The sequence below is a fragment of the Mycobacterium sp. NPDC049093 genome (assembly GCF_040704635.1).
Lineage (GTDB): Bacteria > Actinomycetota > Actinomycetes > Mycobacteriales > Mycobacteriaceae > Mycobacterium.
In genome coordinates this window covers 230,758-252,988 of sequence record NZ_JBEZJS010000005.1, presented here as the reverse complement: position 1 = coordinate 252,988, position 22,231 = coordinate 230,758, and the positions used below count along the sequence as shown (strand labels likewise).

Below are 22,231 nucleotides of genomic sequence, written 5' to 3'. Positions count from 1 at the left end.
GGCCTGCGATGCCGAGTCTGCAGGTAATCGTGGGATCGCTGCTACTGGCAGCGGCTGCGGTGGTGTTTGCGGCCGGCGTGGCTTTGCGGCTGTTCATCGGTCGCCGGGCGGACTCGGCGGAGTCACGACGGCGGATGCACGCGTTCCGCCGGACCAGGTTTGCCCGGGTGCTGTTCGGTTCGGTGTACGACGACGAGGTGTTCGACCCCGACGAGCTCGACCAGATGATCCTGATGCCAACGATCGTGCTGGCCTGCGGTTTGTGCCTGACCGGGTTCTTCCTGCTGGGATACCGGATCCTGCAGCACTAGGCGTGGACGGCCGCGGCGGTGGCGGCGGCCTCGGCGATCGATCCGCGCCACATCGGCCCGTGTCCGGGCAGCATGATGTCGGTACCCAGCACCCCGAGCGTCTCGAGGCTGCGCAGACAGCCGTCCTCGTCGTGGTTGAACAACGCCGGCAGCAGCGTCGGACCGGTGCGCCGCAGCAGCGGGTGCCCCGTCACCAGTGCGTCACCGCTGACGAGGGCGCCGCCGACGATGAACGAGCAGTGTCCGCCGGTGTGACCCGGCGTCGGCACGGCGACGGGCGCACCGGGCAGCCCCGCGGCGATCTCGGTGGTCAGCGCCTGCGCGGTGGGGATACCGGCATGGTTCATCCCGCCCTTGGCGGTGATGGTGGCCGCCCACTTGAGCCAGCGGGGCTGCCAGATGTTGCGCACCACATCGGCGGGTGCGGCCTGCTCAAGATATTCACGCTTGGCGTGGCCGAGTTCGGTCTCATGGCAGAACACCGGTACGCCATGGGATTTCGCGAGCCAGATCGCGGTGCCGAAGTGGTCGATGTGGGCGTGAGTGAGCAGGACCGCGGCGATGTCGTCGATGGAGTAGCCGAGCTGGTTCACCGAGCCGATGACGTCCTGGCGCTGGCCCGGGAACCCCGCGTCGATCAGCATGACCCGGTCCCCGTCGGTCACCAACGTCCAGTTGACCAAGTCGGTCTGCGCGAAGTGCACGTGCTCGGTGATCGCGGTCAGGGCTGCTGCCATGTCGCGAGTTTAGGCATAGGAGTAGAAACGAAGCGTGGCTGAACTGAAACTGGGATACAAGGCATCGGCGGAGCAGTTCGCGCCCCGGGAACTCGTCGAGCTGGCGGTGCTGGCCGAAGCGGCAGGGATGGACAGCGCGACGGTCAGCGACCATTTCCAGCCGTGGCGACACGAGGGCGGGCATGCGCCGTTCTCGCTGGCCTGGATGACGGCGGTGGGCGAGCGGACCGAGCGGCTCGTACTGGGCACCTCGGTGCTGACGCCGACGTTCCGGTACAACCCGGCGGTGATCGCGCAGGCTTTCGCGACGATGGCGTGCCTGTACCCGGACCGCATCTTCCTCGGTGTGGGTACCGGCGAGGCGCTCAACGAGATTGCCACCGGCTACAGCGGGGAGTGGCCGGAGTTCAAGGAGCGTTTCGCCCGGCTGCGGGAGTCGGTCAAGCTGATGCGCGAACTGTGGGTCGGCGACCGTGTCGACTTCGACGGTGAGTACTACAAGCTCAAGGGCGCCTCGATCTACGACGTGCCCGAGGGCGGTGTGCCGGTCTACATCGCCGCCGGGGGGCCGGTGGTGGCCAAGTACGCGGGTCGCGCGGGTGACGGCTTCATCTGCACCTCGGGCAAGGGTGAGGAGCTGTACAAGGACAAGCTCATCCCGGCGGTGAAGGAGGGCGCTGAGGCCGCCGGCCGCAACGCCGAGGACATCGACCGGATGATCGAGATCAAGATCTCCTACGATCCGGACCCGAAGCTGGCGTTGGAGAACACTCGGTTCTGGGCGCCGTTGTCGCTGACACCCGAGCAGAAGCATTCGATCGAGGATCCGATCGAGATGGAGAAGGCCGCCGACGCGCTGCCCATCGAGCAGGTCGCCAAGCGCTGGATCGTCGCCTCGGATCCCGATGAGGCGGTCGAGAAGGTCGGCCAGTACGTCAAGTGGGGCCTGAACCACCTGGTGTTCCACGCTCCCGGTCACGATCAGCGTCGTTTCCTCGACCTGTTCAAGAAGGATCTGGAACCGCGGCTGCGCAAGCTCGGCTGAGTTGATCCGAATTGTCGCGACCCTCTTCGGGGTGGTCGCGGCGGGTATGGCCGCGGTGGGCCTGGCGGTGCGCTACGTACCGCTGGGCCGCCACGGCACGGTGCTGTTGGCGACGGCATCGCCCTACCTGACCCTGGCCGCCCCGGTGGCGGTGCTGCTGCTGGTGCTCGGCCGGCGGTGGGTGCTGACGGCGCTGGCCGTGGTGCTGACGCTGGCGATCGCGGTGATCCAGGTGCCGCACTACCTGGGTCCCGAGGCGGTGACGGCGCAGTCGGCACCGGTCCGGGTGTTCACCTCGAATCTCGGTATGGGGCGCGGGGATCCGGCCGCTGTGGTGGCCGCTGCCGAGCGGACGGCGGATGTCGTCGTGATACAGGAGCTCACGCAGGAGGCCGCCGACGGGTTGATCGCGGCCGGGCTGGAGAACACCTTCGGCCACCGGATCTTCGACCCCGAGCCGATGGCCGGTGGTCTCGGGATCTGGAGCCGGTTCCCGTTGACGGACAGTGCACATGTTCCGGGCTACTCGATGGTGATGCTGCGGTCCCGGGTCCAGGTGCCGGACGTCGCGGTTCCCCCGATCCTGGTGGGGATCCATTTCGCCGCGCCGTGGCCGCAGCCGATCGAGTCGTGGCGCAACGACATGGCGAAGTTCCCGACGATGCTGCGCGAGCTGGCCGACGAGGCCGGTCCGGGTGCGGTGATCGTGGCCGGGGACTTCAATGCCACCCACGACATGCTGCCGTTCCGGGAATTGCTGGCCACCGGCTACCGCGACGCCGCGGAGCAGGCCGGCGGGGGCCTGGTCCGCACCTTCCCGGTCGGTCCGCGGAGGGTGCCTGCCGTCGGTATCGACCATGTGCTGTTGCGCAATGCCGACGCGACCGCGGTGCGAACGGAGCTCGTGCCGGAGGCCGACCATATGGCCCTCATCGCGGACATCGTTGTCCCACACGGGGCCTGATCTCAGGCGCTGCACACCGAGCGTTGCACCGCACCGACACCGCCCTGGCTGGTGGCGGTGAGCCGGACCCGGTCGGCCCGGAACAGGTCGTAGGCGTACTCGAACGGGCGGCCACTGCTGTCGCGGGTGATCCGCGTGATGGCCAGGAGCGGTCTGCGGTGGGCGATGTCGAGCCACTGCGCTTCGCGGGGACTGGCGCTGACCACTTCGATGGTCTCGGTGGTGGCGGCCGGGGTCAGGCCGTACCGCACCCGCACCAACTCGTACAGGGAGCCGCCGAGCGGCTGTTCCAGCAGGTCCTCCATGTGCTCGGCCACGAAGCAGGCCAGATCCACCGAGAGTGGCACAGCGTCGGCGAACCGCAACCGCCGGATCGTGAATATCTCTGCGCCATCGGCGATTTCGAGGGCACGCGCCTCCACCGGGGTGGCCGGCCTGCGGTCTGTCGTCAGTACCCGGGTGGCGCTGGTGTGACCACCGGTGCGCAACCGGTCCGGTAACCCCGCCAGTTCGGCGGCATTGCGTTCGACGACGTCGGCGCGTACGAACGTGCCGCCGTTGCGCCCGGTGCGGCGCTCCAGCACGCCCGCCTGACTCAGCGGCAGCAGCGCGCTGCGCAGTGTGGAGCGCGACACCGCGAAATTCGCCGCCATCTCCCGCTCGGTGCCCAGCCGCGAGCCGGGGCGCAGGGTGCCCAGGGCCAACATGGACAGGATGCGCCGGCGCACGTCCTCGGCGACGGGGCCGCCCGGTGTCAGGGACATGCCCCGAGTGTGAACCAAATAGACGCCACAGAGCAGACCGAAACCGAACGATTTACATGACCGCAACAAAGGGATTGACCCGCAACGAGTTTCGAGTTGCCCGACGGTCTGGGCGGGATGACAATGTGCTGCGTCGCATCACAATGCCGTCGGCGACGACAGGAAATCAGACCAAATAGTGGTCCGAAAACCGTCCTCAGTTAGGACCCGCCATGAGCGAGATCATCGATCCACCGGCCCCGTCCGGCGCCTCCGTCCAACGCCTCAAACCCAACGCCGTCGGGTTGGTCGGCGTGCTGTTCATGGCGGTCGCCACCGCCGCCCCCATTACGGCCATGGTCGGCAACGTGCCGATCTCGGTGGGCTTCGGCAACGGCGTCAACGCGCCGGCCGGCTACTTCGTCGCGACCATCGTGCTGACCCTGTTCGCCATCGGCTACGCCGCGATGAGCAGGCACATCACTGCCACCGGCGCCTTCTACGGGTACATCTCGCACGGGTTGGGCCGCGTCGTCGGTCTGGGCGCGGGGTTCCTGACAGCGCTGGCCTACATGGTGTTCGAGGCCTCGCTGATCGGCATCTTCTCGTTCTTCGGCAACGATCTGTTCAAGTCGTTCTTCGGCGTCGACGTGCCGTGGATTCTCTTCGCGGTGGTGATGCTGGCCGTGAACGCGGTGCTGACCTACTTCGACATCAACCTTGCCGCCAAGGTGCTCGCCGTGTTCCTGATCACCGAGATCATCATGCTGGCCATGATGGCGCTGTCGGTGGTCTTCACCGGCGGCGGTCCGCAGGGCTGGTCACTGGGATCGCTCAACCCGCTCAACGGTTTTCAGAGTCTGTCCGGTGAGGTGGCCGGTGCCGACGGCAGCATGATCACGGTGGCCGGATCCGCCGGCGTCGGCCTGTTCTTCGCGTTCTGGTCGTGGGTGGGCTTCGAGTCCAGCGCGATGTACGGCGAGGAGTCGCGCAATCCCAAGAAGATCATTCCGATCGCGGTGATCAGCTCGGTGGTCGGCATCGGCACCTTCTACGTCCTGGTCTCGTGGTTGGCCATCGTCGGCACCGGACCGCAGAACGCCGTTGCGCTGGCACAGGATTCGGCCACTGCGGGTGACATCTTCTTCACTCCGGTGCACGAGCACCTCGGACAGTGGGCCGTCGATCTGTTCAAGATCCTGCTGATGTCGGGCTCCTTCGCCTGCGGTATGGCGTTCCACAACTGCGCTGCCCGTTACCTTTACGCGCTCGGCCGCGAGAACGTCATCCCCGGCATGCGCCAGACCATCGGGGCCACCCACCCGGTGCACGGCTCACCGCACATCGCGGGATTCGTGCAGACCGGTTTCGCGACCGCGGTGGTGATGTTCTTCGACATCACCGGACGCGACCCGTACACCGGGCTGTACGGCCTGATGGCATTGCTGGGCACGACGGCCATCATGATCGTCCAGGCGCTGGCGGCGTTCTCGGTCATCTCCTACTTCCATGTCCAGAAGCGCCATCCCGAGACGGCGAACTGGTTCACCACTTTTCTGGCTCCGCTGCTGGGCGGGGTCGGCATGCTCTACGTCATCTACCTGCTGGCCCAGAACGCGTCGTTTGCTGCGGGTTCAGCCGCTTCTGACTGGATCTTCACAGCAATCCCGTATGTTGTCGGCATCGCCGGAATCGGTGGTGTGCTGTGGGCGCTGTTCCTGAAATTCAGGGATCCGGAACGGTATTCCGACCTGGGTCGGACCGTGTTGGAGGAGGCGCACGAACGCTGAGCAGGGGGTGCACGGGATGAGTTTCTCGAACATCATGGACTCCAACAGCTACACCGGTCAGTCGGCCGATCCCGGCACCGAAAAGCTGATCGAGGCTCGCACCCACCTGCTGGGCCCCGCGTACCGGCTGTTCTACGAGCGGCCGGTACACCTGGTCCGCGGCAGCGGCAGCCACATGTTCGACGCGGACGGCACGCGTTACCTCGACGCGTACAACAACGTCGTCAGCGTCGGACACTGCCATCCGCACGTGGTCGCCGCCCTCACCCGCCAGGCCGAGACGCTCAACACCCACACCCGCTACCTGCACGAGGGCATCGTGGAGTACTCACAGCGGTTGCTCGCCACGTTTCCGGCGGAACTCGACCAGGTGATGTACGCCTGCACCGGTTCGGAGGCCAACGACCTGGCCCTGCGGGTGGCCCAGCGGTATACCGGGGCGCACGGTGTGATCGTCACCCGCGACGCCTACCACGGTAATACCGAAGCGGTGACGGCGATTTCACCGTCGCTCGGCGGTGCCACCACCATCGGATCCCATGTGCGCGCGGTGGCCGCGCCGGACAGTTACCGCTCGGGTACCGAAGTGGCAGAGCGTTTCCTGGCCGATGTGGAGGCCGCGATCGCCGAGTTGAAGGCGGCCGGGTTCGGTCTGAGTGCTCTGATCGTGGACACCTTCTTCTCCTCCGACGGTATCTATCCCGATCCCTCGGTGCTGGCGCCTGCGGTGGCGGCGGTGCGGGCGGCCGGCGGGGTGTTCATCGCCGACGAGGTACAGCCGGGGTTCGGCCGTACCGGGGAGACGATGTGGGGTTTCACCCGCCACGGGGTCGTGCCGGACCTCGTCACCATGGGCAAACCGATGGCCAATGGGTTGCCGGTGGCGGCGATGGCCGCCCGCAGCGAGGTGCTGGAGGCCTTCGCCCGGGAGGTGCCGTACTTCAACACCTTCGGAGGTAATCCGGTGTCGATGGCGGCGGCAGCTGCGGTGCTCGACGTCATCGAGGGCGAGGAGTTGATGGCCAACGCGGCGCGGGTAGGCACGGCCCTGCGCGACGAACTGACCCGTCTGGCCGCCGACGATCCACGCGTCGGGGATGTTCGCGGCGCCGGACTCTACGTCGGTATCGAGATGGTGACCGACCGTGCCGGCGCAGGCCCTGACCGGGCCGCAGCGCACGATCTGGTCAACGCGATGCGGGACCGTAAGGTGCTGATCTCGGTTTGCGGAGCGCAGGGCAGTGTGCTGAAGGTGAGACCTCCCCTGGTATTCTCTCTGTCGGATGTGGACTGGTTCTGCACCGAATTCGCCGATGCGCTGCGTGAGCTGCGCTGAGCAAAAGCAGAGCATCTGGCCGTCCAAACCCTGATGAGGGAAGCTGTATCAGTGCCAGAGGCAGTCGTCGCTACCGCGATCTATATTGCGTCGCCCGAAGGTGACACCGGAAAGTCGACCATTGCGCTCGGCATCCTTCACCGACTTGCTGCGACCGTGCCGAGGGTGGGGGTGTTCCGCCCGATCACCCGTCTGGGCGAGGACCGCGACTACATCCTCGAGCTGTTGCTGGCCAGTGCCACGGCCGGGCTGAGTTACGACGAGTGCGTCGGGGTCAGCTACCAGCAGGTGCACGAGGATCCCGACGTCGCGATCGCCGACATCGTCGACCGGTTCCACCGCGTGGCCGAGAAGTGCGACGCCGTGCTGATCGTCGGCAGCGATTACACCGACGTCGCCACCCCCAGCGAGCTGAGCATGAATGCCCGCATCGCGGTCAACCTCGGCGCGCCCGTCGTGCTCGCGGTCAAGGCCGCCGACCGGACGCCTGCCGAGGTGGCCCATGTGGTCGAGGTGTGCCTGGCCGAGCTGAACCACCAGCATGCGCATGCCGCGGCCGTCGTCGCCAACCGGTGCGACCCGGCCCAGCTGGATGCGGTGGCCCAGGCCCTCAAACCACTTGGCCCACCCGCGTATGTGCTTCCCGAGGAGCCGCTGCTGGTCGCCCCGTCGGTGGCCGAACTGCAGGTGGCGGTCGACGGCACGATGATCGCCGGGGACCCTGAGCTGCTGTCGCGCGAGGCGATGGGCGTGATGGTCGCCGGTATGACGGCCGAGCACTGCCTGGAGCGGCTGACCGAAGGTGTCGCGGTGGTGACCCCGGGTGACCGGTCCGACGTGGTGCTGGCCTTGGTGAGTGCTCATGCGGCAGAAGGCTTTCCGTCACTGTCCTGCATCATCCTCAACGGTGGCCTCGATCTGCACCCGGCCATCGCAGCGCTGGTGGAAGGGCTCGGGCTGCGGCTGCCCATCGTGGCCACCAAGTACGGCACGTTCGAGACCGCCAGCCGGGTCGCCGGCGCCCGCGGCCGCGTCACTGCAACATCGCAGCGGAAGATCGACACCGCCCTGGCGCTGATGGACAAGCACGTCGACGTCAACGACCTGATCGCGCAGCTGAGCATTCCGATCCCCGCGGTCACCACGCCGCAGATGTTCACCTACCAACTGCTCGACCAGGCCCGCTCCGACCGCAGGCGCATCGTGCTGCCCGAAGGCACCGACGACCGCATCCTCAAGGCCGCAGGCCGGCTGCTCCAGCACGAGGTGGCCGATCTGACCATCCTCGGCGAGGAGAGCCAGATCCGTTCCCGGGCAGCCGAACTCGGGGTGAACCTCGATGCGGCTGTCGTCCTGGATCCGCTCACCAGTGAGCTGTGCGACCAGTTCGCCGAGCAGTACGCGGAGCTGCGCCGCAAGAAGGGTGTCACCGTCGAGCAGGCGCGCGAGATCATCCACGACGTCTCGTATTTCGGCACCATGCTGGTGCACAACGAGATGGTGGACGGCATGGTCTCGGGCGCCGCGCACACCACCGCGCACACCGTGCGGCCGGCCTTCGAGATCATCCGGACGGCGCCGGGAATCTCGACGGTGTCGAGCATCTTCCTGATGTGCCTGGCCGACCGGGTGCTGGCCTACGGCGACTGCGCGATCGTGCCGGACCCGACCTCCGAACAACTCGCTGACATCGCGATCTCCTCCTCGCGCACCGCCGCGCAGTTCGGCATCGATCCGCGGGTGGCCATGCTGTCGTATTCGACCGGCACCTCGGGCACCGGGGCCGACGTCGACAAGGTCCGGGCGGCAACCGAGCTGGTGCGACAACGCGAGCCGGATCTGTTGGTGGAGGGGCCGATTCAGTACGACGCGGCGGTGGAACCGTCGGTCGCGGCGACGAAGATGCCCGACTCGCCGGTGGCGGGGCGCGCCACCGTGTTGATCTTCCCCGACCTCAACACCGGTAACAACACGTACAAGGCGGTGCAGCGCAGTGCGGGCGCCATCGCGATCGGCCCGGTGCTGCAGGGCTTGAACAAGCCGGTGAACGATCTGTCCCGGGGAGCCCTGGTGGAGGACATCGTCAACACCGTGGCCATCACCGCGATCCAGGCACAGGGGCAGTCATGACGGTTCTGGTGATCAACTCGGGATCCTCATCGCTGAAATACGCCGTGGTGAAACCGGCTTCGGGAGAATTCCTGGCCGACGGCATCATCGAGCAGATCGGCTCGGCGCAGGTGCCCGATCACGATGCCGCGCTGCGGGCAGCGTTCGACGAACTGGCGGCTCAGGGCCTGCACCTGGACACCCTCGGGTTGGTGGCAGTCGGCCACCGGGTGGTGCACGGCGGCAAGGCCTTCTACTGCCCGACGCTGATCGACAGTGAGCTGATCGGCAAGCTCGAGGAGTTGTCTCCGCTGGCGCCGCTGCACAATCCGCCTGCGATCCTGGGTATCGAGGTGGCCCGCAAGCTGCTGCCTGACCTGCCGCATGTGGCGGTGTTCGACACCGCGTTCTTCCACAACCTGCCCGCTGCGGCGGCCACCTACGCCATCGATCGTGAGGTGGCCGAGCGCTGGGACATCCGCCGCTACGGCTTCCACGGCACCTCGCACCAGTACGTCAGCCAGCAGGCCGCCGCTTTCCTGGATCGGCCCTACGAATCGCTGAATCAGATTGTGCTGCATCTGGGCAACGGTGCGTCGGCGTCGGCGATCGCCGGCGGCAGGCCCGTGGACACCTCGATGGGGATGACGCCGATGGAGGGCCTGGTGATGGGCACCCGCAGCGGTGACATCGACCCCGGCATCATCTTGTTCCTGCGCCGGGCGGCCGGCATGGATGTCGAGGACATCGACACGATGCTCAACCGCCAGTCGGGGGTGCTCGGCCTGGGTGGCGAGAACGACTTCCGCACGTTGCGTAAGCGCATCGAATCCGGTGACGAGAACGCGCAATTGGCGTATGACGTCTACATCCACCGGCTCCGCAAATACGTCGGTGCCTACCTGGCGGTGCTGGGCCGCACCGACGTCATCAGCTTCACCGCGGGCGTCGGGGAGAACGACGCCACGGTGCGCCGCGACGCCCTGGCCGGCCTGTCCGCGCTGGGGATCCAGATCGACGAGGAACTCAACGCGTCACCGTCGCGTGAAGCACGCCGGATCTCGACACCCGAGTCACCCGTGACCGTGTTGGTGGTGCCGACTGATGAGGAGTTGGCGATCGCGAGGGCCTGCGCCGCGTTGGCCTGAATCAGAACGTGCTCATCGGCCGTACGCTGTTGGCCAGGTCGATCAGGGCGTAACGGTGCGACTGGGTGGGGGCGACGCGGGCCAGCGCCCGTAGTGAGGCCTCCACGCCGAGCTTGAGACCGTGCTCGGTGAACGGGAATCCGAGAATGTGATTGCTGCTCGCCGTGTTGTCGGCCAGCCAGTCCATCGCGGTGCCCAGTACGAGTGCCCGGATCTGCAGCACGCGCGGCTCGGAATCGGGCAGGGCTTCCACCCGCCGCGCGGCATCGCGGATGTTCTGCTCGGTGATCTCACCGGTGGACCGACCGGACAGCAGGGTGACCGCGCTGGTCAGCCGGGCGGTGGTGAAATGCCGTGAGGTGGGCGGAACCTGGTCCAGGGTCTGGACCGCCTTGTCCCGTGACCCGGCCACCGACTCGGCTCGGGCCAACCCGAAACCGGCGGAGATCACGCCGTTGTCGGTGCTCCACACGGTGTTGTAGAACTTCAGCTCGTCGGCGGTGCCGGCCAGCTCGGCCGTCGCGGCCAGCGCCAGCTTGGGCGCCAGCTCGCCGGGCAGGGTGTCGAGCACCTCGGTGAAATGCTTTGTCGCCGAGTCGTAATCGGCCGAGAGCATCTCGGCCACCGCGCGGAACCAGACCAGCTGCCAGCGCCAACCGGCCCAGGTCGCCAGGTCGTCGAGCTTGCGGGTGGCCTTGGCGACGTCGCCCAGATCGAGCAGGGCACGCGCCTCCATCAACGGCAGCTCCACCGATTCCGAAAGGTCGACGCCTTCGGCGTCGATCGCGCCGTGCCGCGCGGCCCGCAACTGGTCGAGGGTGTGCACCGGCTGGCTGAGCACGCTGGCCACCAGCATCGGGGCCCCGACATCGGCGCGGTCCACCAGCGGCACCGGCAGCGCCCGCACGATCTCCTGCGCGGTCAGCTTCTCCGAATGCACCTGCCCGTCGACGTAGACATCGGTGTGCGCAACCAGCAGATCCACCCCGAATGTGGACCGCGACGGGCTGAACACGGTCGACAGACCGGGGCGGGGACTTCCGGTATCGGCCGCCACGACCTCGCGCAGCACCCCGAGCAGCTGGGACGACATTTCCTCGGCGCTGCGGAACCGGCGTCGCGGATCCGGGTCGATGGCGCGGCGCAGGAACCGGCCGAAGGAATCGTAGGTGTCGAGCACCGGGTCCTCGGACGGCAGCCCGTCGACGTAGCGTCCCCGCCGGGTCCGCAGGTTCAAGGTCAGCGCGGCCAGCGTGCGCCCCACGGTGTAGATGTCGGTGGCTACCGTCGGTCCGGTGCGCACGATCTCGGGAGCCTGGAAACCCGGTGTGCCGTACAGGTATCCGTAGGAGTTGAGCTTGGACACCGCACCGAGGTCGATCAGCTTGAGCTGCTCCTCGGTGATCATGATGTTCTCGGGTTTCAGATCGTTGTAGGCCAGCCCGATCGAATGCAGATAGCCCAGTGCGGGCAGGATCTCCAGCATGTAGCCGATGGCCTCGGCCACCGGAAGCCGGGTTCCCCTGGCCTGTTTGAGCGAAGTTCCGCCGACGTACTCCATCACGATATAGCCGACCGGATTGCCGTGCTTGTCGTCGTGTTCGACGAAGTTGTAGATCTTCACGATTCCCGGGTGGGTCACCTCGGCCAGGAACTGACGTTCGGCCATGGCGATCACCTGGGCCTCGGCGTCACCGGAATGCACCAGTCCCTTGAGCACGACGGGACGTTCGTTCACGTTGTGGTCGAACGCCAGATACACCCAGCCCAGCCCACCGTGGGCGATACAGCCCTTGATCTCGTACTGGTCGGCGACGATCTCACCCGGGGACAGCTGCGGCAGGAACGAGTAGGCGCTGCCGCAGTGGGGGCACCAGCCTTCCGACAGGGCATGGCCGTCGGACGAGGACCTACCGACCGGCTTGCCGCAGTTCCAGCAGAACCGCTTCTGCTCGGCCACGACCGGATTGGTCATCAACGCCGTCAACGGATCCCGCTCGGGCACCCGCGCGATCTCGACCAACCCGCCACCCAGCCTGCGGATCGGCGAGAGCATCCGGGTGGCGATCGTGGCAAGGTTCTGCGGTTCGGTGTCGCCGCCGCCGAACGTACCGTCGTCGGAGTCGTCGAACTCGGGACGGAACACCGCCTGCGTCGCCATCGGCCGCATGGTCGACCGCGAATCCATGTCGAGGTCGTCCAGGCTCGCCGGCTGGGTCCCGGGGCCGCCCTCGGTGTCGAGGGTTTCCGGCAGGTCGGCGTCGTCGGGCTTCTTCATCAGTCGACGTACCTCGCGACCGGGGGAGTCGGCGCCGGCCCCAGGACCGTCAACCACTTGCGGTACAACGTGTTCCAGGTGCCGTCGCGGCGGATGCGTTCCAGTGTTGCGTTGACGACGCGGACCAGCGGCGTGTTGTCCAGGTTCAGCCCGATGCCGTAGGGCTCCTCGTTGAGGCTGGGACCGACGATGTGCAGATACGGATCCTGGGCGACGAGCCCGGCCAGGATCGAATCGTCGGTGCTGACCGCGTCGGCCTGGCGCTGTTGCAGCGCGACCAGGCAGTCGGCCCAGGTCACCACGGAGACGATGATCGGCGCCGGGCTGATCTGCTGGATCCGCTTGAGTGAGGTGGTGCCGTCCACCACGCATACCCGCTTGCCCGAGAGATCGGAGGCCTGCGAGATATTGGAATCGCGCGCGGCCAGGATGCGTTGGTGGGCCATCAGATACACCGTGGAGAAGGCCACCTCCTTGCGGCGCTCACAGGTGATCGTCATGGTCTTCACCACGATGTCGACCTGATTGTTCTGCAATGCGGTGATGCGGTCGGCCGAGGACAGGATGCGGTACTCCACCTGTGACGGGGTGCCGAAGATGTCGCGGGCGACCTCGCCGGCGATGTCGACGTCGAACCCGTTGATCTGACCGGTGATCGGATCCCGGAACGAAAACAGGTTGCTACCGATGTCCAGCCCGACGACCAACCGTCCGCGGTCGCGGATCTTGGCGACCGCCGCATCGGCGTCGGCCTGGTTGCTGAACGGCCTCAGGCTGGCGGTCCGGTTGCACTCGTCGGTGTCGGGAGTCGGCACCCGTACCGGCTGGGGAGCCAGCTCCTGCATGCCTGCCGGGCTGGGCGGCGCCAGCGTCATCGTCGGCACGGTCAACGCCGGGGCGCTCTGGCTGCACCCGGCGACCGCCACGACCGCGGTCAGCGCGGCCAACATCTTCTTCATCGCACTCATCGGTACTCACTCAGTCGAGGCCACAACCCCAACGCCACCGCCAGCGCCGCGGCCACACTGAGCAGTGCGGCACCCACGGTCGCGCCGGACAGCACGCGGCGGGCATTGGCGATGTCGTTGCGCAACTGGCTGCGGCTCTGTTCGATGCCTTTGGACAACGCATCGTCGAGCTTGTCGAAGGCCGACGTGGAATCGTCCTCCCCGGTGCCCAGCGCCACTTGCGTCGCCGCCTGGTAGTTGCCCACCGCGATGTATGCGTTGATCCGGTCATCGGCCGTACGCCACTTGGTGAGCAGATCTTCGGCGCCCGTCAGATCGCTCTTGTCGATGCGGGTGTCGCGGGCCAGATACTGGGCGAGCTGCTGCTGCATTGCCTCGATGCGTTGGTAGTAGGACTGCTTGCGAAGGTTCTCGTCGCCACGCCGGATCAGCGCCAGCGTCTCGTCGGCCCGGGCCTGCTGGGCGGTGATGGCCAGATTGGTCACGGTCTTGAGGGATTCGGCAGCGGTGTCCTTGGCGCTGCGGCTGTCGGACGTGGAGATCACCAGCGCCGTCGTCACCCAGATCAGCATGATCAGCACGGCCATCCCGCCGGCCACGAAACCGATGTTGACCCGGCGCCGCGTGCGTCGCGCCAGCCAGCGGTTGGCGAACGCACCGAACATCAACGTCGCCAGCACGACCAGCATGACCGCGGCCGGGATCCGGGTGGAGGCCGTGGTCTCGGCGTCCACCCGGGCCGAGGTCTCCTCGTACAGGCGTTGTGCGTCGGGCAGGATCTGCGACTGCATCAGTGCCGAGGCTTCCGAGAGGTACGACGAACCCACCGGGTTGCCGGCCCGGTTGTTGGTCCGGGCTGTCTCCACCAGGCCGGTGTAGACCGCCAGCCGGGCATTGATCCGGCCGAGCAACTGCACCAGCGATTCGTCGGTCAATCCGCTCGACGCCCGGGTCACCGCCACGGAGGCATCGGTGATGGCCTGCTCGTAGCGCTGCCGGACGTCGCGGGGCTCGGCTCCGGCGATGAAGGCCGTGGCCGCGGCGGCGTCGGCGACCGACAGTGTGGTGTAGAGCTGGCCCGCCGCGAACGCGAGAGGCTCGGTGTGATCGAGCACGGTGGTCAGCGCCTGCTGGCGGTCGTTGATCGTGGTGGAGGTGGCGAACGCACTGGCGATAACAAGTGCCGACAACACGAGCCCGATGGTCAAGATGCGGCCCGGAGTGGTCCACAGAAACCACCACCGAGGATGGGCAGGCGTGGTCGGCGACCGGGACGCGAGCGGTTCGGTCGAGGGATGTGCCAACTCCACAGTCACCTGCGCACGGACCTCATTTATTTCGGTGCTTACGGCTGTCCCCACACTATAAAAAAATTCTAAGAGCGCCCACTTAGGCTCGCGGAGAAATTGGGGTCCACCGAAACAGACGGCGTTCCCTAAGCTGTACGCGTGCGTGGCGACGGTGACGGCTGGGTGTTCTCCGACAACGGCGCCCGGTATTGGGGGCGTCACGGTGCCGCGGGGTTGCTCCTGCGCGCGCCCTGGCCGGGTGGATCGGCCGCTGTGCTGCTGCAACATCGCGCGCCGTGGAGTCATCAGGGCGGAACCTGGGCCTTGCCCGGAGGCGCGCGTGACAGTCACGAGACCGCCGAGCAGGCCGCGGTCCGGGAGGCCAACGAGGAAGCCGGCGTGACGGCCGAGCAGCTCACCGTCCGGACCACCGTGGTGACGGCCGAGGTGGCCGGTATCGGTGGCACGCACTGGAGCTACACCACCGTGATCGCCGACGTGCCCGAACCGCTGGAGACCATCCCGAACCGGGAGAGCTCGGAGTTGCGTTGGGTGGCCGAGGACGAAGTCGCGGCACTGCCGCTGCATCCCGGGTTCGCCGCCAGCTGGGAGCAGCTGCGGACGGTGACGGCCTCGCTACCGCTTGAGGTCAACCCGCCGCGCTGACAGCCGCCTTCAATTCCTCGGCTGCCGCACGCGGGTCTTCGGCTGCGGTGATCGCGCGGACCACCACGATGCGCCGGGCCCCGGCCGCGAGCACCTCGGGCAGCCGCTGCTGATCGATCCCGCCGATCGCGAACCACGGCTTGGCCGGATTGAGCGCCGCCGTCGAGCGCACCAGCTCGAGTCCTGGCGCGGTCCGGCCGGGCTTGGTCGGCGTCGGCCAGCACGGGCCGACGCAGAAATAGTCCACCTGCTCATCGATCGCAGCCGCGGCTTGCCCGGCGTCATGGGTGGAGCGGCCGATCACCGGACGGTCCCCGATGATGCCCCGTGCGACGTCCAACGGCAGATCGTCCTGGCCCAGGTGCAGTACGTCGGCCCCGGCCGCCAGCGCGATGTCGGCGCGGTCGTTGACCGCCAGCAGTGCGCCGTGGCGGCGGGCCGCGTCGGCGAGGATCTCCAGCGCTTCGAGTTCTTGCCGGGCCTCCAGCGGGCCGAACTGTTTCTCGCCGGCCGAACCCTTGTCGCGTAGCTGGATCAGGTCCACCCCGCCGGCCAGCGCCGCGTCGGCGAATTCAGCCAGGTCACCGCGCTCCCGGCGGGCGTCGGTGCACAGGTACAGGGTGGCGCGCTGCAAACGGTCGACCGGTGATTCCACACCGCGACGGTAGCCGGTACCGCCCGAGTACCCTGGACTGGCAATCAATACGGGAGTCCCGGGGACGCGGGGCTGAGAGTGGGCACACGGACCGGCCCTGACCGTCACACCTGATCCGGGTCATGCCGGCGAAGGGAGCGGATATGGCGCGGACACTCGCCGTCATCGGCGGCGGTGTGATCGGGCTGTCGGTCGCACGCCGGGCTGCACTCGACGGTTGGACCGTGCGGCTGCACTGCACACGCGAGCACGGAGCCTCGTGGGTGGCCGGCGGCATGCTCGCCCCGCACAGCGAAGGCTGGCCGGGTGAAGAGCAGATGCTGCAGATCGGCCTGGAATCGCTGAAGCTGTGGCACTCGGGATTCCTCGACGGGCTGGCGCCCGAGGTGGTCACCGCGCGGGAGTCGCTGGTGGTCGCGGTCGACCGGGCCGACGTGTCCGACCTGCACACCGTGGCCGAATGGCTGTCGGCCCAGGGGCAGCCGGTCGAGGTGACGACGGCCGCGCGGGACGTGGAACCGCTACTGGCACAGGGTATCCGGCACGGGTTCCGGGCCACCACCGAACTCGCCGTGGACAACCGGGCCGTGGTCGACGGGCTGGCCTCACACTGCGAGCGACTGGCGGTGCGGTGGGCTGGGCCCGTCGAGAACCTGGACGACCTCGAGGCGGACGTCCGGGTGATCGCCAACGGCATCGACTCCCCGAAGCTCCTGCCTGATCTGCCGGTGCGCCCGGTCAAGGGTGAGGTACTGCGGCTTCGGTGGCGTCAAGGCTGTATGCCGGTGCCGCAGCGCGTGATCCGGGCCCGGGTGCACGGGCGCCCGGTGTACCTAGTGCCGCGGGCCGACGGCGTGGTGGTCGGCGCCACCCAGTACGAGCACGGCCGGGACACCGCGCCGGTGGTCTGCGGCGTGCGCGACCTACTCGAGGACGCCTGCGCGGTGATGCCCGCGCTCGGCGAGTACGAGCTGGCCGAGACCGCGGCGGGGTTGCGGCCGATGACACCGGACGGGTTGCCGATCGTCGAACGGGTCGACGAGCGCACGCTGGTGGCCGTCGGGCACGGCCGGAACGGATTTCTATTGGCGCCGTGGACCGCTGAGCGGATCGCGGCTGAGCTCGAGATGAGTGTGGGAGCGAAATGATCACCATCACGGTCAACAACGAGACCCTCGAGGTGGACGAGCAGACCACCATCGAAGGGCTGCTGGAAACCCGGGGCTTCCCGGACAAGGGCATCGCCGTCGCGCTCGACTGGACGGTGCTGCCCCGCGCGGAATGGGACCAGACGCTGGCCGACGGTGCCCGGGTAGAGGTTGTGACGGCGGTGCAGGGTGGCTGACTCCGCCTTGAGGATCGGTGGCCGGGAGTTCGGTTCCCGGCTGATCATGGGTACCGGAGGCGCACCGAATCTGGCTGTGCTGGAAGAGGCCCTGGTCGCCTCGGGCACAGAGCTGACGACCGTGGCCATGCGACGGGTCGACGCGTCGGGCGGAACCGGAGTGCTGGATCTGCTCAACCGGCTGGGCATCGCGGCGCTGCCCAACACCGCCGGTTGTCGCGGCGCGGCCGAGGCGGTGCTCACGGCGCAGTTGGCCCGTGAGGCGCTGGGTACCGACCTGGTCAAGCTCGAAGTCATCGCAGACGAACGCACACTGCTGCCCGACGCCATCGAATTGGTCAAGGCCGCAGAACAATTGGTCGACGACGGGTTCATCGTCCTGCCCTACACCAACGACGACCCGGTGCTGGCCCGCCGGCTGGAGGACACCGGCTGTGCCGCGGTCATGCCGCTGGGCTCGCCGATCGGTACCGGCCTGGGTATCTCCAACCCGCACAACATCGAGATGATCGTCGAGCAGGCAGGGGTGCCGGTGGTGCTGGACGCCGGGATCGGCACGGCATCGGATGCGGCGCTGGCGATGGAATTGGGTTGTGACGCTGTGCTGTTGGCGACTGCCGTCACCCGGGCTTCCGATCCACCGACCATGGCCGCGGCGATGTCGGCCGCCGTCACCGCCGGATATCTGGCGCGTCAGGCCGGGCGTATTCCGAAGCGGTTCTGGGCGCAGGCGTCGAGCCCTGCCCTGTGAAGCGCTATGTCGCGCTGGGCAGTTCGATGGCTGCCGGGCCGGGGATCAAGCCGTCGGCTGAAGGGGCGCCCTGGCAGGCGGGCCGCTCGGCCCGCAATTACCCGCACCTGGTGGCCGCCGAACTCGGGCTGAACCTGGTGGACGTGACGTACTCCGGCGCCACCACCGCGCATGTGCTGCGCGATCGGCAGAACGGTGCGCCGCCCCAGATCGAGGCACTCGACGGATCCGAGGCGCTGGTGACGGTCACCATCGGGGGCAACGACGCGGGCTACGTGCCCCAGTTGATGGCCGCGGCGTTGCCGCGTTTCACTCGGTCCCTGCCGCTGGCGGGACCGCTGCTTCGCGGCCTGCTCGACCCCGACGCGCGGGAAACCGCGTTGACCGAAGTGGCCGACTCGCTCGTGACGGTGGGGCATGAGATCCGCCGCCGAGCGCCGCAGGCGCAGGTGTTGTTCGTGGACTACCTGGCCATACTGCCGCCGGAAGGCGTCGCTGCGTCGCCGTTCTCGGAGACCGATGCGGCGCTGGGGCGGCACGTCGCGGCCACGCTGGAACGGCTCACCGGAGAGGCTGCCGCCGCGACGGGCTGCGGGTGGGTGCGCGCCGCGCAGACCAGCCTGATGCACCATGCCTGGTCGGCCCAGCCGTGGACCACGCGACCGGGTCTGCCCTGGCCATGCCGGCCCGCGCCGCTGCACCCGAACGCCGCGGGCATGCGCGCGGTTGCCGATCTCGTGGTGGCGCAGGCAGGGTTCAACGCCTGAATTCGTGACTTCGGGGCTGCCTGCGGCGTGTCACAATCTCTTTATGACACTCGGGTTGAATGGTGACGAGCTTCGGAAGAAGTCTGCCCAGCTGTCGAAATTCGCAGCCGAACGTGCCCAGCACGAGCGCAGGGTGGCTGAGATCGCAGGTGAGCTCACTGGGACCTGGACCGGAACGTCGGGGTCGGCGGTTCAGACCGCACTCTCGAACTACCTGACGCAGGCCTCCGATGTCCGCCGGGAAGAGGTCGACATGTCCCACCTCCTCAGTGACGCGATTGCGGCATATGAGGGCACCGACAGCGACGCGGCCGGTTCGCTGGCCCAGTCGATGAACATTTGAAACAGAGGGTTTCCGGATGAGCACCGATATCGCGGTCCAGTTCGAGCGCACGCGGCAACTGGCTGCCGAGCTGGATGCAGAGGCCGCCAAGGTCAAGCAGATCCTGGAAGAAGAGACCGCGCTGATGGCCGACATCGGGGGAATGTGGAGCGGCACGGCGTCGGAACAGTTCAGTCAGCAATACCGCGAGTGGAACAAGGAAGCCGACGAAGAGGCTCAGGCGCTGGACCAGCTGTGTGCCGCGGTGCACGCGGGCATCGACACCCTCAACACCACCGAGTCCGACGTGACCGGAATGTTCAGCTGATCTGAACCTGAGCGGTCAGAACGACACCGCCTGCAATGATGGCGGTGATGATCGAACTGACCGGGCTGACAAAGCTCTACGGCACCCACCGCGCTGTCGACGATCTGACGTGCACCGTCGAACCAGGCGTCGTCACCGGCTTCCTCGGGCCCAACGGCGCGGGCAAGACCACCACGATGCGGCTGATCCTCGGACTGGACCATCCCAGCGCCGGGACCGCGACCATCGATGGCAAGCACTACCGGGAACTGCGTGACCCGCTGCGCACGGTCGGTGCCCTGCTCGACGCGCGCCAGGCCCATCCGAACCGCACCGCCCGCAACCACCTGCGCTGGATCGCCGCAGCCAACCGGATCCCGGCGACCCGGGTTGACGAGGTGCTCGAGACCGTCGGGCTGACGGCAGCAGGGGACCGCAACGCCGGGGCGCTGTCGTTGGGCATGAGCCAGCGGTTGGGGATCGCCGCGGCGCTGCTGGGCGACCCGCCGGTGCTGCTGTTCGACGAACCGGTCAACGGCCTGGATCCCGAGGGCATCCACTGGGTGCGCACCCTGATGCGTGACCTGGCCGCCGAGGGACGCACGGTATTCGTGTCCAGCCACCTGCTGGCCGAGATGTCCAACACCGCAGACCGGTTGGTGGTGATCGGCCAGGGCAAGTTGATCGCCTCGACCACCGTGAGCGAGTTCGTCAGCGGCACATCTGCCGACACCGTGCGGGTGCGCAGCCCCCAGCTGGAAACGCTGCGCGAGGTTCTCACCGGCGCCGGGTTCGAGGTGGAGGCCGCCGCCGACGGTGACGCGCTGGCGGTGCACGGCGCGGCCATCGAGGTGATCGGCGACCTGGCCGCACGCAACGCGATCGCCCTGCACGAGCTGAGCCAGCGGCAGGCCTCGCTGGAGGAGGCATATCTGAAACTCACCGATGATGCCGTCGACTACCGGGCGGTCAAGAAGTGAGCGCGCTGGCCGCGCTCGACGCCGAGCGCATCAAGCTGTCCACCACCCGCTCCCCACTGTGGTCGGTGGTCGGTGTCGCGGTGCTCAGTCTGGGGTTGGCGGCCATGCAGGGCATGACTGTGAACCACTACACCGGGCTGCCGCCATCCAAGGCCGCACTCGGTGTCGCGGTGTTCGGCGTTCCCGTCCTGATGGTGCTGTCCTCGATGACGATGACGGGGGAATACCGCAGCGGACTGATCCGCACCACCTTGCTGGCCACCCCGAACCGCACGCAGGTGCTCACCGCGAAGGCGGTGGTTTGCGCGGCGTTCTCCTCGGTGTGCGCGGTGATCATGGTGCTGGCCTCGGTACTGGTGGCCCGGATGGTCGCCGACCCGGTGGTGGGTACGCAGCTGTCGATGGCCAACCCGGCGACCTGGCGGGTGGCCGGTGGGTTCGCGTTGTACGCCGCGCTGGCCGCGGTGCTCGGCGTGGCAGTCGGGGCGCTGGTGCGATTCGCGGCGGGTGCGGTGGCGGTGCTGCTGCTGTGGCCGTTGGTGGCCGAGCCACTGCTCGGCAACATGCCCAACAGCGGCCCCAAGGTCGGACCGTGGCTGCCGTTCGCCAACATGTTTTCGTTCCTGCATGTGGAGTGGCTGTTCCCGACGTACTTCACGACGTGGGGCGAGCTGGGCTCGCTGCTCTACTTCATGGTGTGGGTGGCGGTGGCATTCGTCGCCGCCGCAGTGGTGCTGAACAGGCGGGACGCCTGACCCGGAATTACTCCGGGTCAGACGCCTCACCGCGGGAAACCGCATCGGCGGTGCCCACCGCGTCATTACCGATGGCCAGCACCACCTTCGACCCGTACGGCACGCGCTGGATCAGCTGCAGCTGAGCCAGGGCCGGGTGGGCGTCCAGCAGCTTGCCGGCGTTGGCCAGTGCGCGCAGCGCCGCGGTCTCGGCACGGGCCGCTTCCAGCTTCGCCGCGCCGGTGGCCTTGGCCGTCACCAGCTGCATCGCCGCGGCACGGATCTCGGCCGGGATGATCACGTCCTTGACGAACGCCTCGATCACCTCGACCCCGGTGCGGGCACCGGCCGCCCGCGCCGCCGCAGCGATCGCCCCGGCGTCGATGCGGTTGCCGCGCTGCATCACCTCGTCGGCGGTCACCGCGGCGACGAGGTCCCGCAGGGCGATCTGCGCGGCCAGGTACACCGCGGCCATCGGATCGGCCGCGGCCTCCACATAGGCCACGGCGTCGCTCACCTTGAACTGCAGGGCGACGGTGATCCGCAGCGTCACCGCATCCGAGGTCAGCACCTCCTGCGGAGCCAGCGTGAGCACCTGCTCACGCATCTCGACACGCACCACCGAGGCCGCCACATCAATGCGGTGGCGCCCCGGCTGCAGGACACGACCCAGCGTGCCGTCGCGGTACTCCAGTGCGCACTGGCCTGCGGAAACGGTGATTCGGTTGAACGTGAAGATACCCATGTCGTGTCCTCCTTCCGGTGTATGTGTCTGCGCGGCAAAGGGATACCGCCGCCGGACGCGATCGGTGACGGGGCGTCGCACCCCCGTACCGGCGGGTGCGGGCCACAAGGTCGCTGATCGCGTGGGACCCGGCGGCGGTATCGGGGATTTGCAAGAGAGGATTCGAACCTCAGGCCCTTTACCTGTGCCATGACGCCGCCGGCAACACACAGAAACGTTGCGGCACCCCGCTCGGCCTGCT

General features: G+C 67.8%; 23 protein-coding genes and 1 riboswitch. Of the genes, 16 read left to right on the top strand and 7 right to left on the bottom strand.

Translation table 11 applies throughout. The features are described from left to right. The first annotated feature begins 8 nt into the window (after positions 1-8). Entirely contained in the window at positions 9-311 is a 303-nt protein-coding gene (locus tag AB0876_RS21495; RefSeq protein WP_526042911.1) for a hypothetical protein, read from the top strand. Here AB0876_RS21495 and AB0876_RS21490 read toward each other — a convergent pair. Then, entirely contained in the window at positions 308-1,048 is a 741-nt protein-coding gene (locus tag AB0876_RS21490) for an MBL fold metallo-hydrolase (RefSeq protein WP_526042910.1), read from the bottom strand. The two genes, AB0876_RS21495 and AB0876_RS21490, sit on opposite strands and share 4 nt — an antisense overlap. Positions 1,049-1,082: 34 nt before the next feature. Here AB0876_RS21490 and fgd point away from each other — a divergent pair, with 34 nt between their 5' ends. Next, positions 1,083-2,093 carry a glucose-6-phosphate dehydrogenase (coenzyme-F420) gene (fgd, locus tag AB0876_RS21485; protein WP_491841485.1) on the top strand — a complete coding sequence of 337 codons (1,011 nt, stop codon included), beginning with the start codon at positions 1,083-1,085 and terminating at the stop codon, positions 2,091-2,093. A 1-nt stretch (position 2,094) separates the two neighbouring features. Further along, positions 2,095-3,057: an endonuclease/exonuclease/phosphatase family protein gene (locus AB0876_RS21480; protein WP_491841484.1), complete on the top strand. Its 963-nt coding sequence runs from the start codon at positions 2,095-2,097 to the stop codon at positions 3,055-3,057. Between the two features lie 2 nt (positions 3,058-3,059). Here the strand turns inward: AB0876_RS21480 and AB0876_RS21475 are convergent, their stop codons facing one another. Next, the gene (locus tag AB0876_RS21475; RefSeq protein WP_526042909.1) at positions 3,060-3,821 is read right to left on the bottom strand and encodes a GntR family transcriptional regulator; all 762 of its coding nucleotides are present in this window, start codon (positions 3,819-3,821) and stop codon (positions 3,060-3,062) included. Positions 3,822-4,033: 212 nt separating this feature from the next. On the opposite strand from AB0876_RS21475, the gene AB0876_RS21470 reads away from it, so the two are divergent. Genes AB0876_RS21470 through AB0876_RS21455 form a run of 4 tightly spaced genes read left to right on the top strand, consistent with a single transcriptional unit; the run spans position 4,034 to position 10,183 of the window. Next, entirely contained in the window at positions 4,034-5,590 is a 1,557-nt protein-coding gene (locus AB0876_RS21470; RefSeq protein ID WP_064887840.1) for an APC family permease, read from the top strand. Between the two features lie 16 nt (positions 5,591-5,606). Beyond that, complete coding sequence (locus AB0876_RS21465) at positions 5,607-6,926, top strand: class-III pyridoxal-phosphate-dependent aminotransferase (RefSeq protein WP_526042908.1); 1,320 nt, start codon at positions 5,607-5,609, stop codon at positions 6,924-6,926. 51 nt (positions 6,927-6,977) lie between these two features. Beyond that, positions 6,978-9,056, top strand: coding sequence for a phosphate acetyltransferase (gene pta / locus AB0876_RS21460; RefSeq protein ID WP_491841481.1), 2,079 nt, complete (start codon positions 6,978-6,980; stop codon positions 9,054-9,056). Further along, positions 9,053-10,183, top strand: a complete 1,131-nt coding sequence (locus AB0876_RS21455) for an acetate/propionate family kinase (protein WP_526042907.1) — start codon at positions 9,053-9,055, stop codon at positions 10,181-10,183. Before pta ends, AB0876_RS21455 begins: the two co-directional genes overlap by 4 nt. A gap of 1 nt (position 10,184) precedes the next feature. Here the strand turns inward: AB0876_RS21455 and AB0876_RS21450 are convergent, their stop codons facing one another. Genes AB0876_RS21450 through glnX form a run of 3 tightly spaced genes read right to left on the bottom strand, consistent with a single transcriptional unit; the run spans position 10,185 to position 14,745 of the window. Next, positions 10,185-12,461: a serine/threonine-protein kinase PknG gene (locus AB0876_RS21450; protein WP_491841479.1), complete on the bottom strand. Its 2,277-nt coding sequence runs from the start codon at positions 12,459-12,461 to the stop codon at positions 10,185-10,187. After that, on the bottom strand, positions 12,461-13,429 hold the full coding sequence (locus AB0876_RS21445; RefSeq protein WP_491841478.1) for a glutamate ABC transporter substrate-binding protein: 969 nt from the start codon (positions 13,427-13,429) through the stop codon (positions 12,461-12,463). The genes AB0876_RS21450 and AB0876_RS21445 overlap by 1 nt, the downstream gene beginning before the upstream one ends. Then, the gene (glnX, locus tag AB0876_RS21440) at positions 13,426-14,745 is read right to left on the bottom strand and encodes a protein kinase G-activating protein GlnX (RefSeq protein WP_491841477.1); all 1,320 of its coding nucleotides are present in this window, start codon (positions 14,743-14,745) and stop codon (positions 13,426-13,428) included. The genes AB0876_RS21445 and glnX overlap by 4 nt, the downstream gene beginning before the upstream one ends. 132 nt (positions 14,746-14,877) lie before the next feature. On the opposite strand from glnX, the gene AB0876_RS21435 reads away from it, so the two are divergent. Beyond that, positions 14,878-15,384, top strand: coding sequence for an NUDIX hydrolase (locus AB0876_RS21435; RefSeq protein ID WP_055110634.1), 507 nt, complete (start codon positions 14,878-14,880; stop codon positions 15,382-15,384). Here AB0876_RS21435 and thiE read toward each other — a convergent pair. Beyond that, positions 15,368-16,039 (bottom strand): thiamine phosphate synthase, encoded by a 672-nt coding sequence (gene thiE / locus AB0876_RS21430; RefSeq protein ID WP_491841476.1) that lies wholly within the window; start codon positions 16,037-16,039, stop codon positions 15,368-15,370. The genes AB0876_RS21435 and thiE overlap by 17 nt on opposite strands. 39 nt (positions 16,040-16,078) lie before the next feature. Then, a riboswitch (TPP riboswitch) is annotated at positions 16,079-16,193 on the top strand. On the opposite strand from thiE, the gene thiO reads away from it, so the two are divergent. The 8 genes from thiO (at position 16,183) to AB0876_RS21390 (ending at position 21,266) form a co-directional block, all read left to right on the top strand. Further along, complete coding sequence (thiO, locus tag AB0876_RS21425; protein WP_526042906.1) at positions 16,183-17,187, top strand: glycine oxidase ThiO; 1,005 nt, start codon at positions 16,183-16,185, stop codon at positions 17,185-17,187. Its footprint overlaps the riboswitch before it by 11 nt. After that, positions 17,184-17,384: a sulfur carrier protein ThiS gene (gene thiS / locus AB0876_RS21420; protein WP_491841474.1), complete on the top strand. Its 201-nt coding sequence runs from the start codon at positions 17,184-17,186 to the stop codon at positions 17,382-17,384. The genes thiO and thiS overlap by 4 nt, the downstream gene beginning before the upstream one ends. Continuing rightward, positions 17,377-18,135 (top strand): thiazole synthase, encoded by a 759-nt coding sequence (locus AB0876_RS21415; protein WP_491841473.1) that lies wholly within the window; start codon positions 17,377-17,379, stop codon positions 18,133-18,135. The genes thiS and AB0876_RS21415 overlap by 8 nt, the downstream gene beginning before the upstream one ends. Next, positions 18,132-18,902: an SGNH/GDSL hydrolase family protein gene (locus AB0876_RS21410; RefSeq protein ID WP_526042905.1), complete on the top strand. Its 771-nt coding sequence runs from the start codon at positions 18,132-18,134 to the stop codon at positions 18,900-18,902. The genes AB0876_RS21415 and AB0876_RS21410 overlap by 4 nt, the downstream gene beginning before the upstream one ends. Before the next feature lie 43 nt (positions 18,903-18,945). Beyond that, complete coding sequence (locus AB0876_RS21405; RefSeq protein ID WP_491841471.1) at positions 18,946-19,245, top strand: WXG100 family type VII secretion target; 300 nt, start codon at positions 18,946-18,948, stop codon at positions 19,243-19,245. Positions 19,246-19,261: 16 nt separating this feature from the next. Further along, entirely contained in the window at positions 19,262-19,552 is a 291-nt protein-coding gene (locus AB0876_RS21400) for a WXG100 family type VII secretion target (RefSeq protein ID WP_491841470.1), read from the top strand. Positions 19,553-19,599: 47 nt separating this feature from the next. Next, entirely contained in the window at positions 19,600-20,511 is a 912-nt protein-coding gene (locus AB0876_RS21395; RefSeq protein ID WP_088304855.1) for an ABC transporter ATP-binding protein, read from the top strand. Further along, positions 20,508-21,266 carry an ABC transporter permease gene (locus AB0876_RS21390; RefSeq protein ID WP_491841468.1) on the top strand — a complete coding sequence of 253 codons (759 nt, stop codon included), beginning with the start codon at positions 20,508-20,510 and terminating at the stop codon, positions 21,264-21,266. The genes AB0876_RS21395 and AB0876_RS21390 overlap by 4 nt, the downstream gene beginning before the upstream one ends. A gap of 7 nt (positions 21,267-21,273) precedes the next feature. Here AB0876_RS21390 and AB0876_RS21385 read toward each other — a convergent pair whose 3' ends face one another. Then, positions 21,274-21,990 (bottom strand): slipin family protein, encoded by a 717-nt coding sequence (locus tag AB0876_RS21385; RefSeq protein ID WP_526042904.1) that lies wholly within the window; start codon positions 21,988-21,990, stop codon positions 21,274-21,276. Between the last annotated feature and the right edge of the window lie 241 nt (positions 21,991-22,231).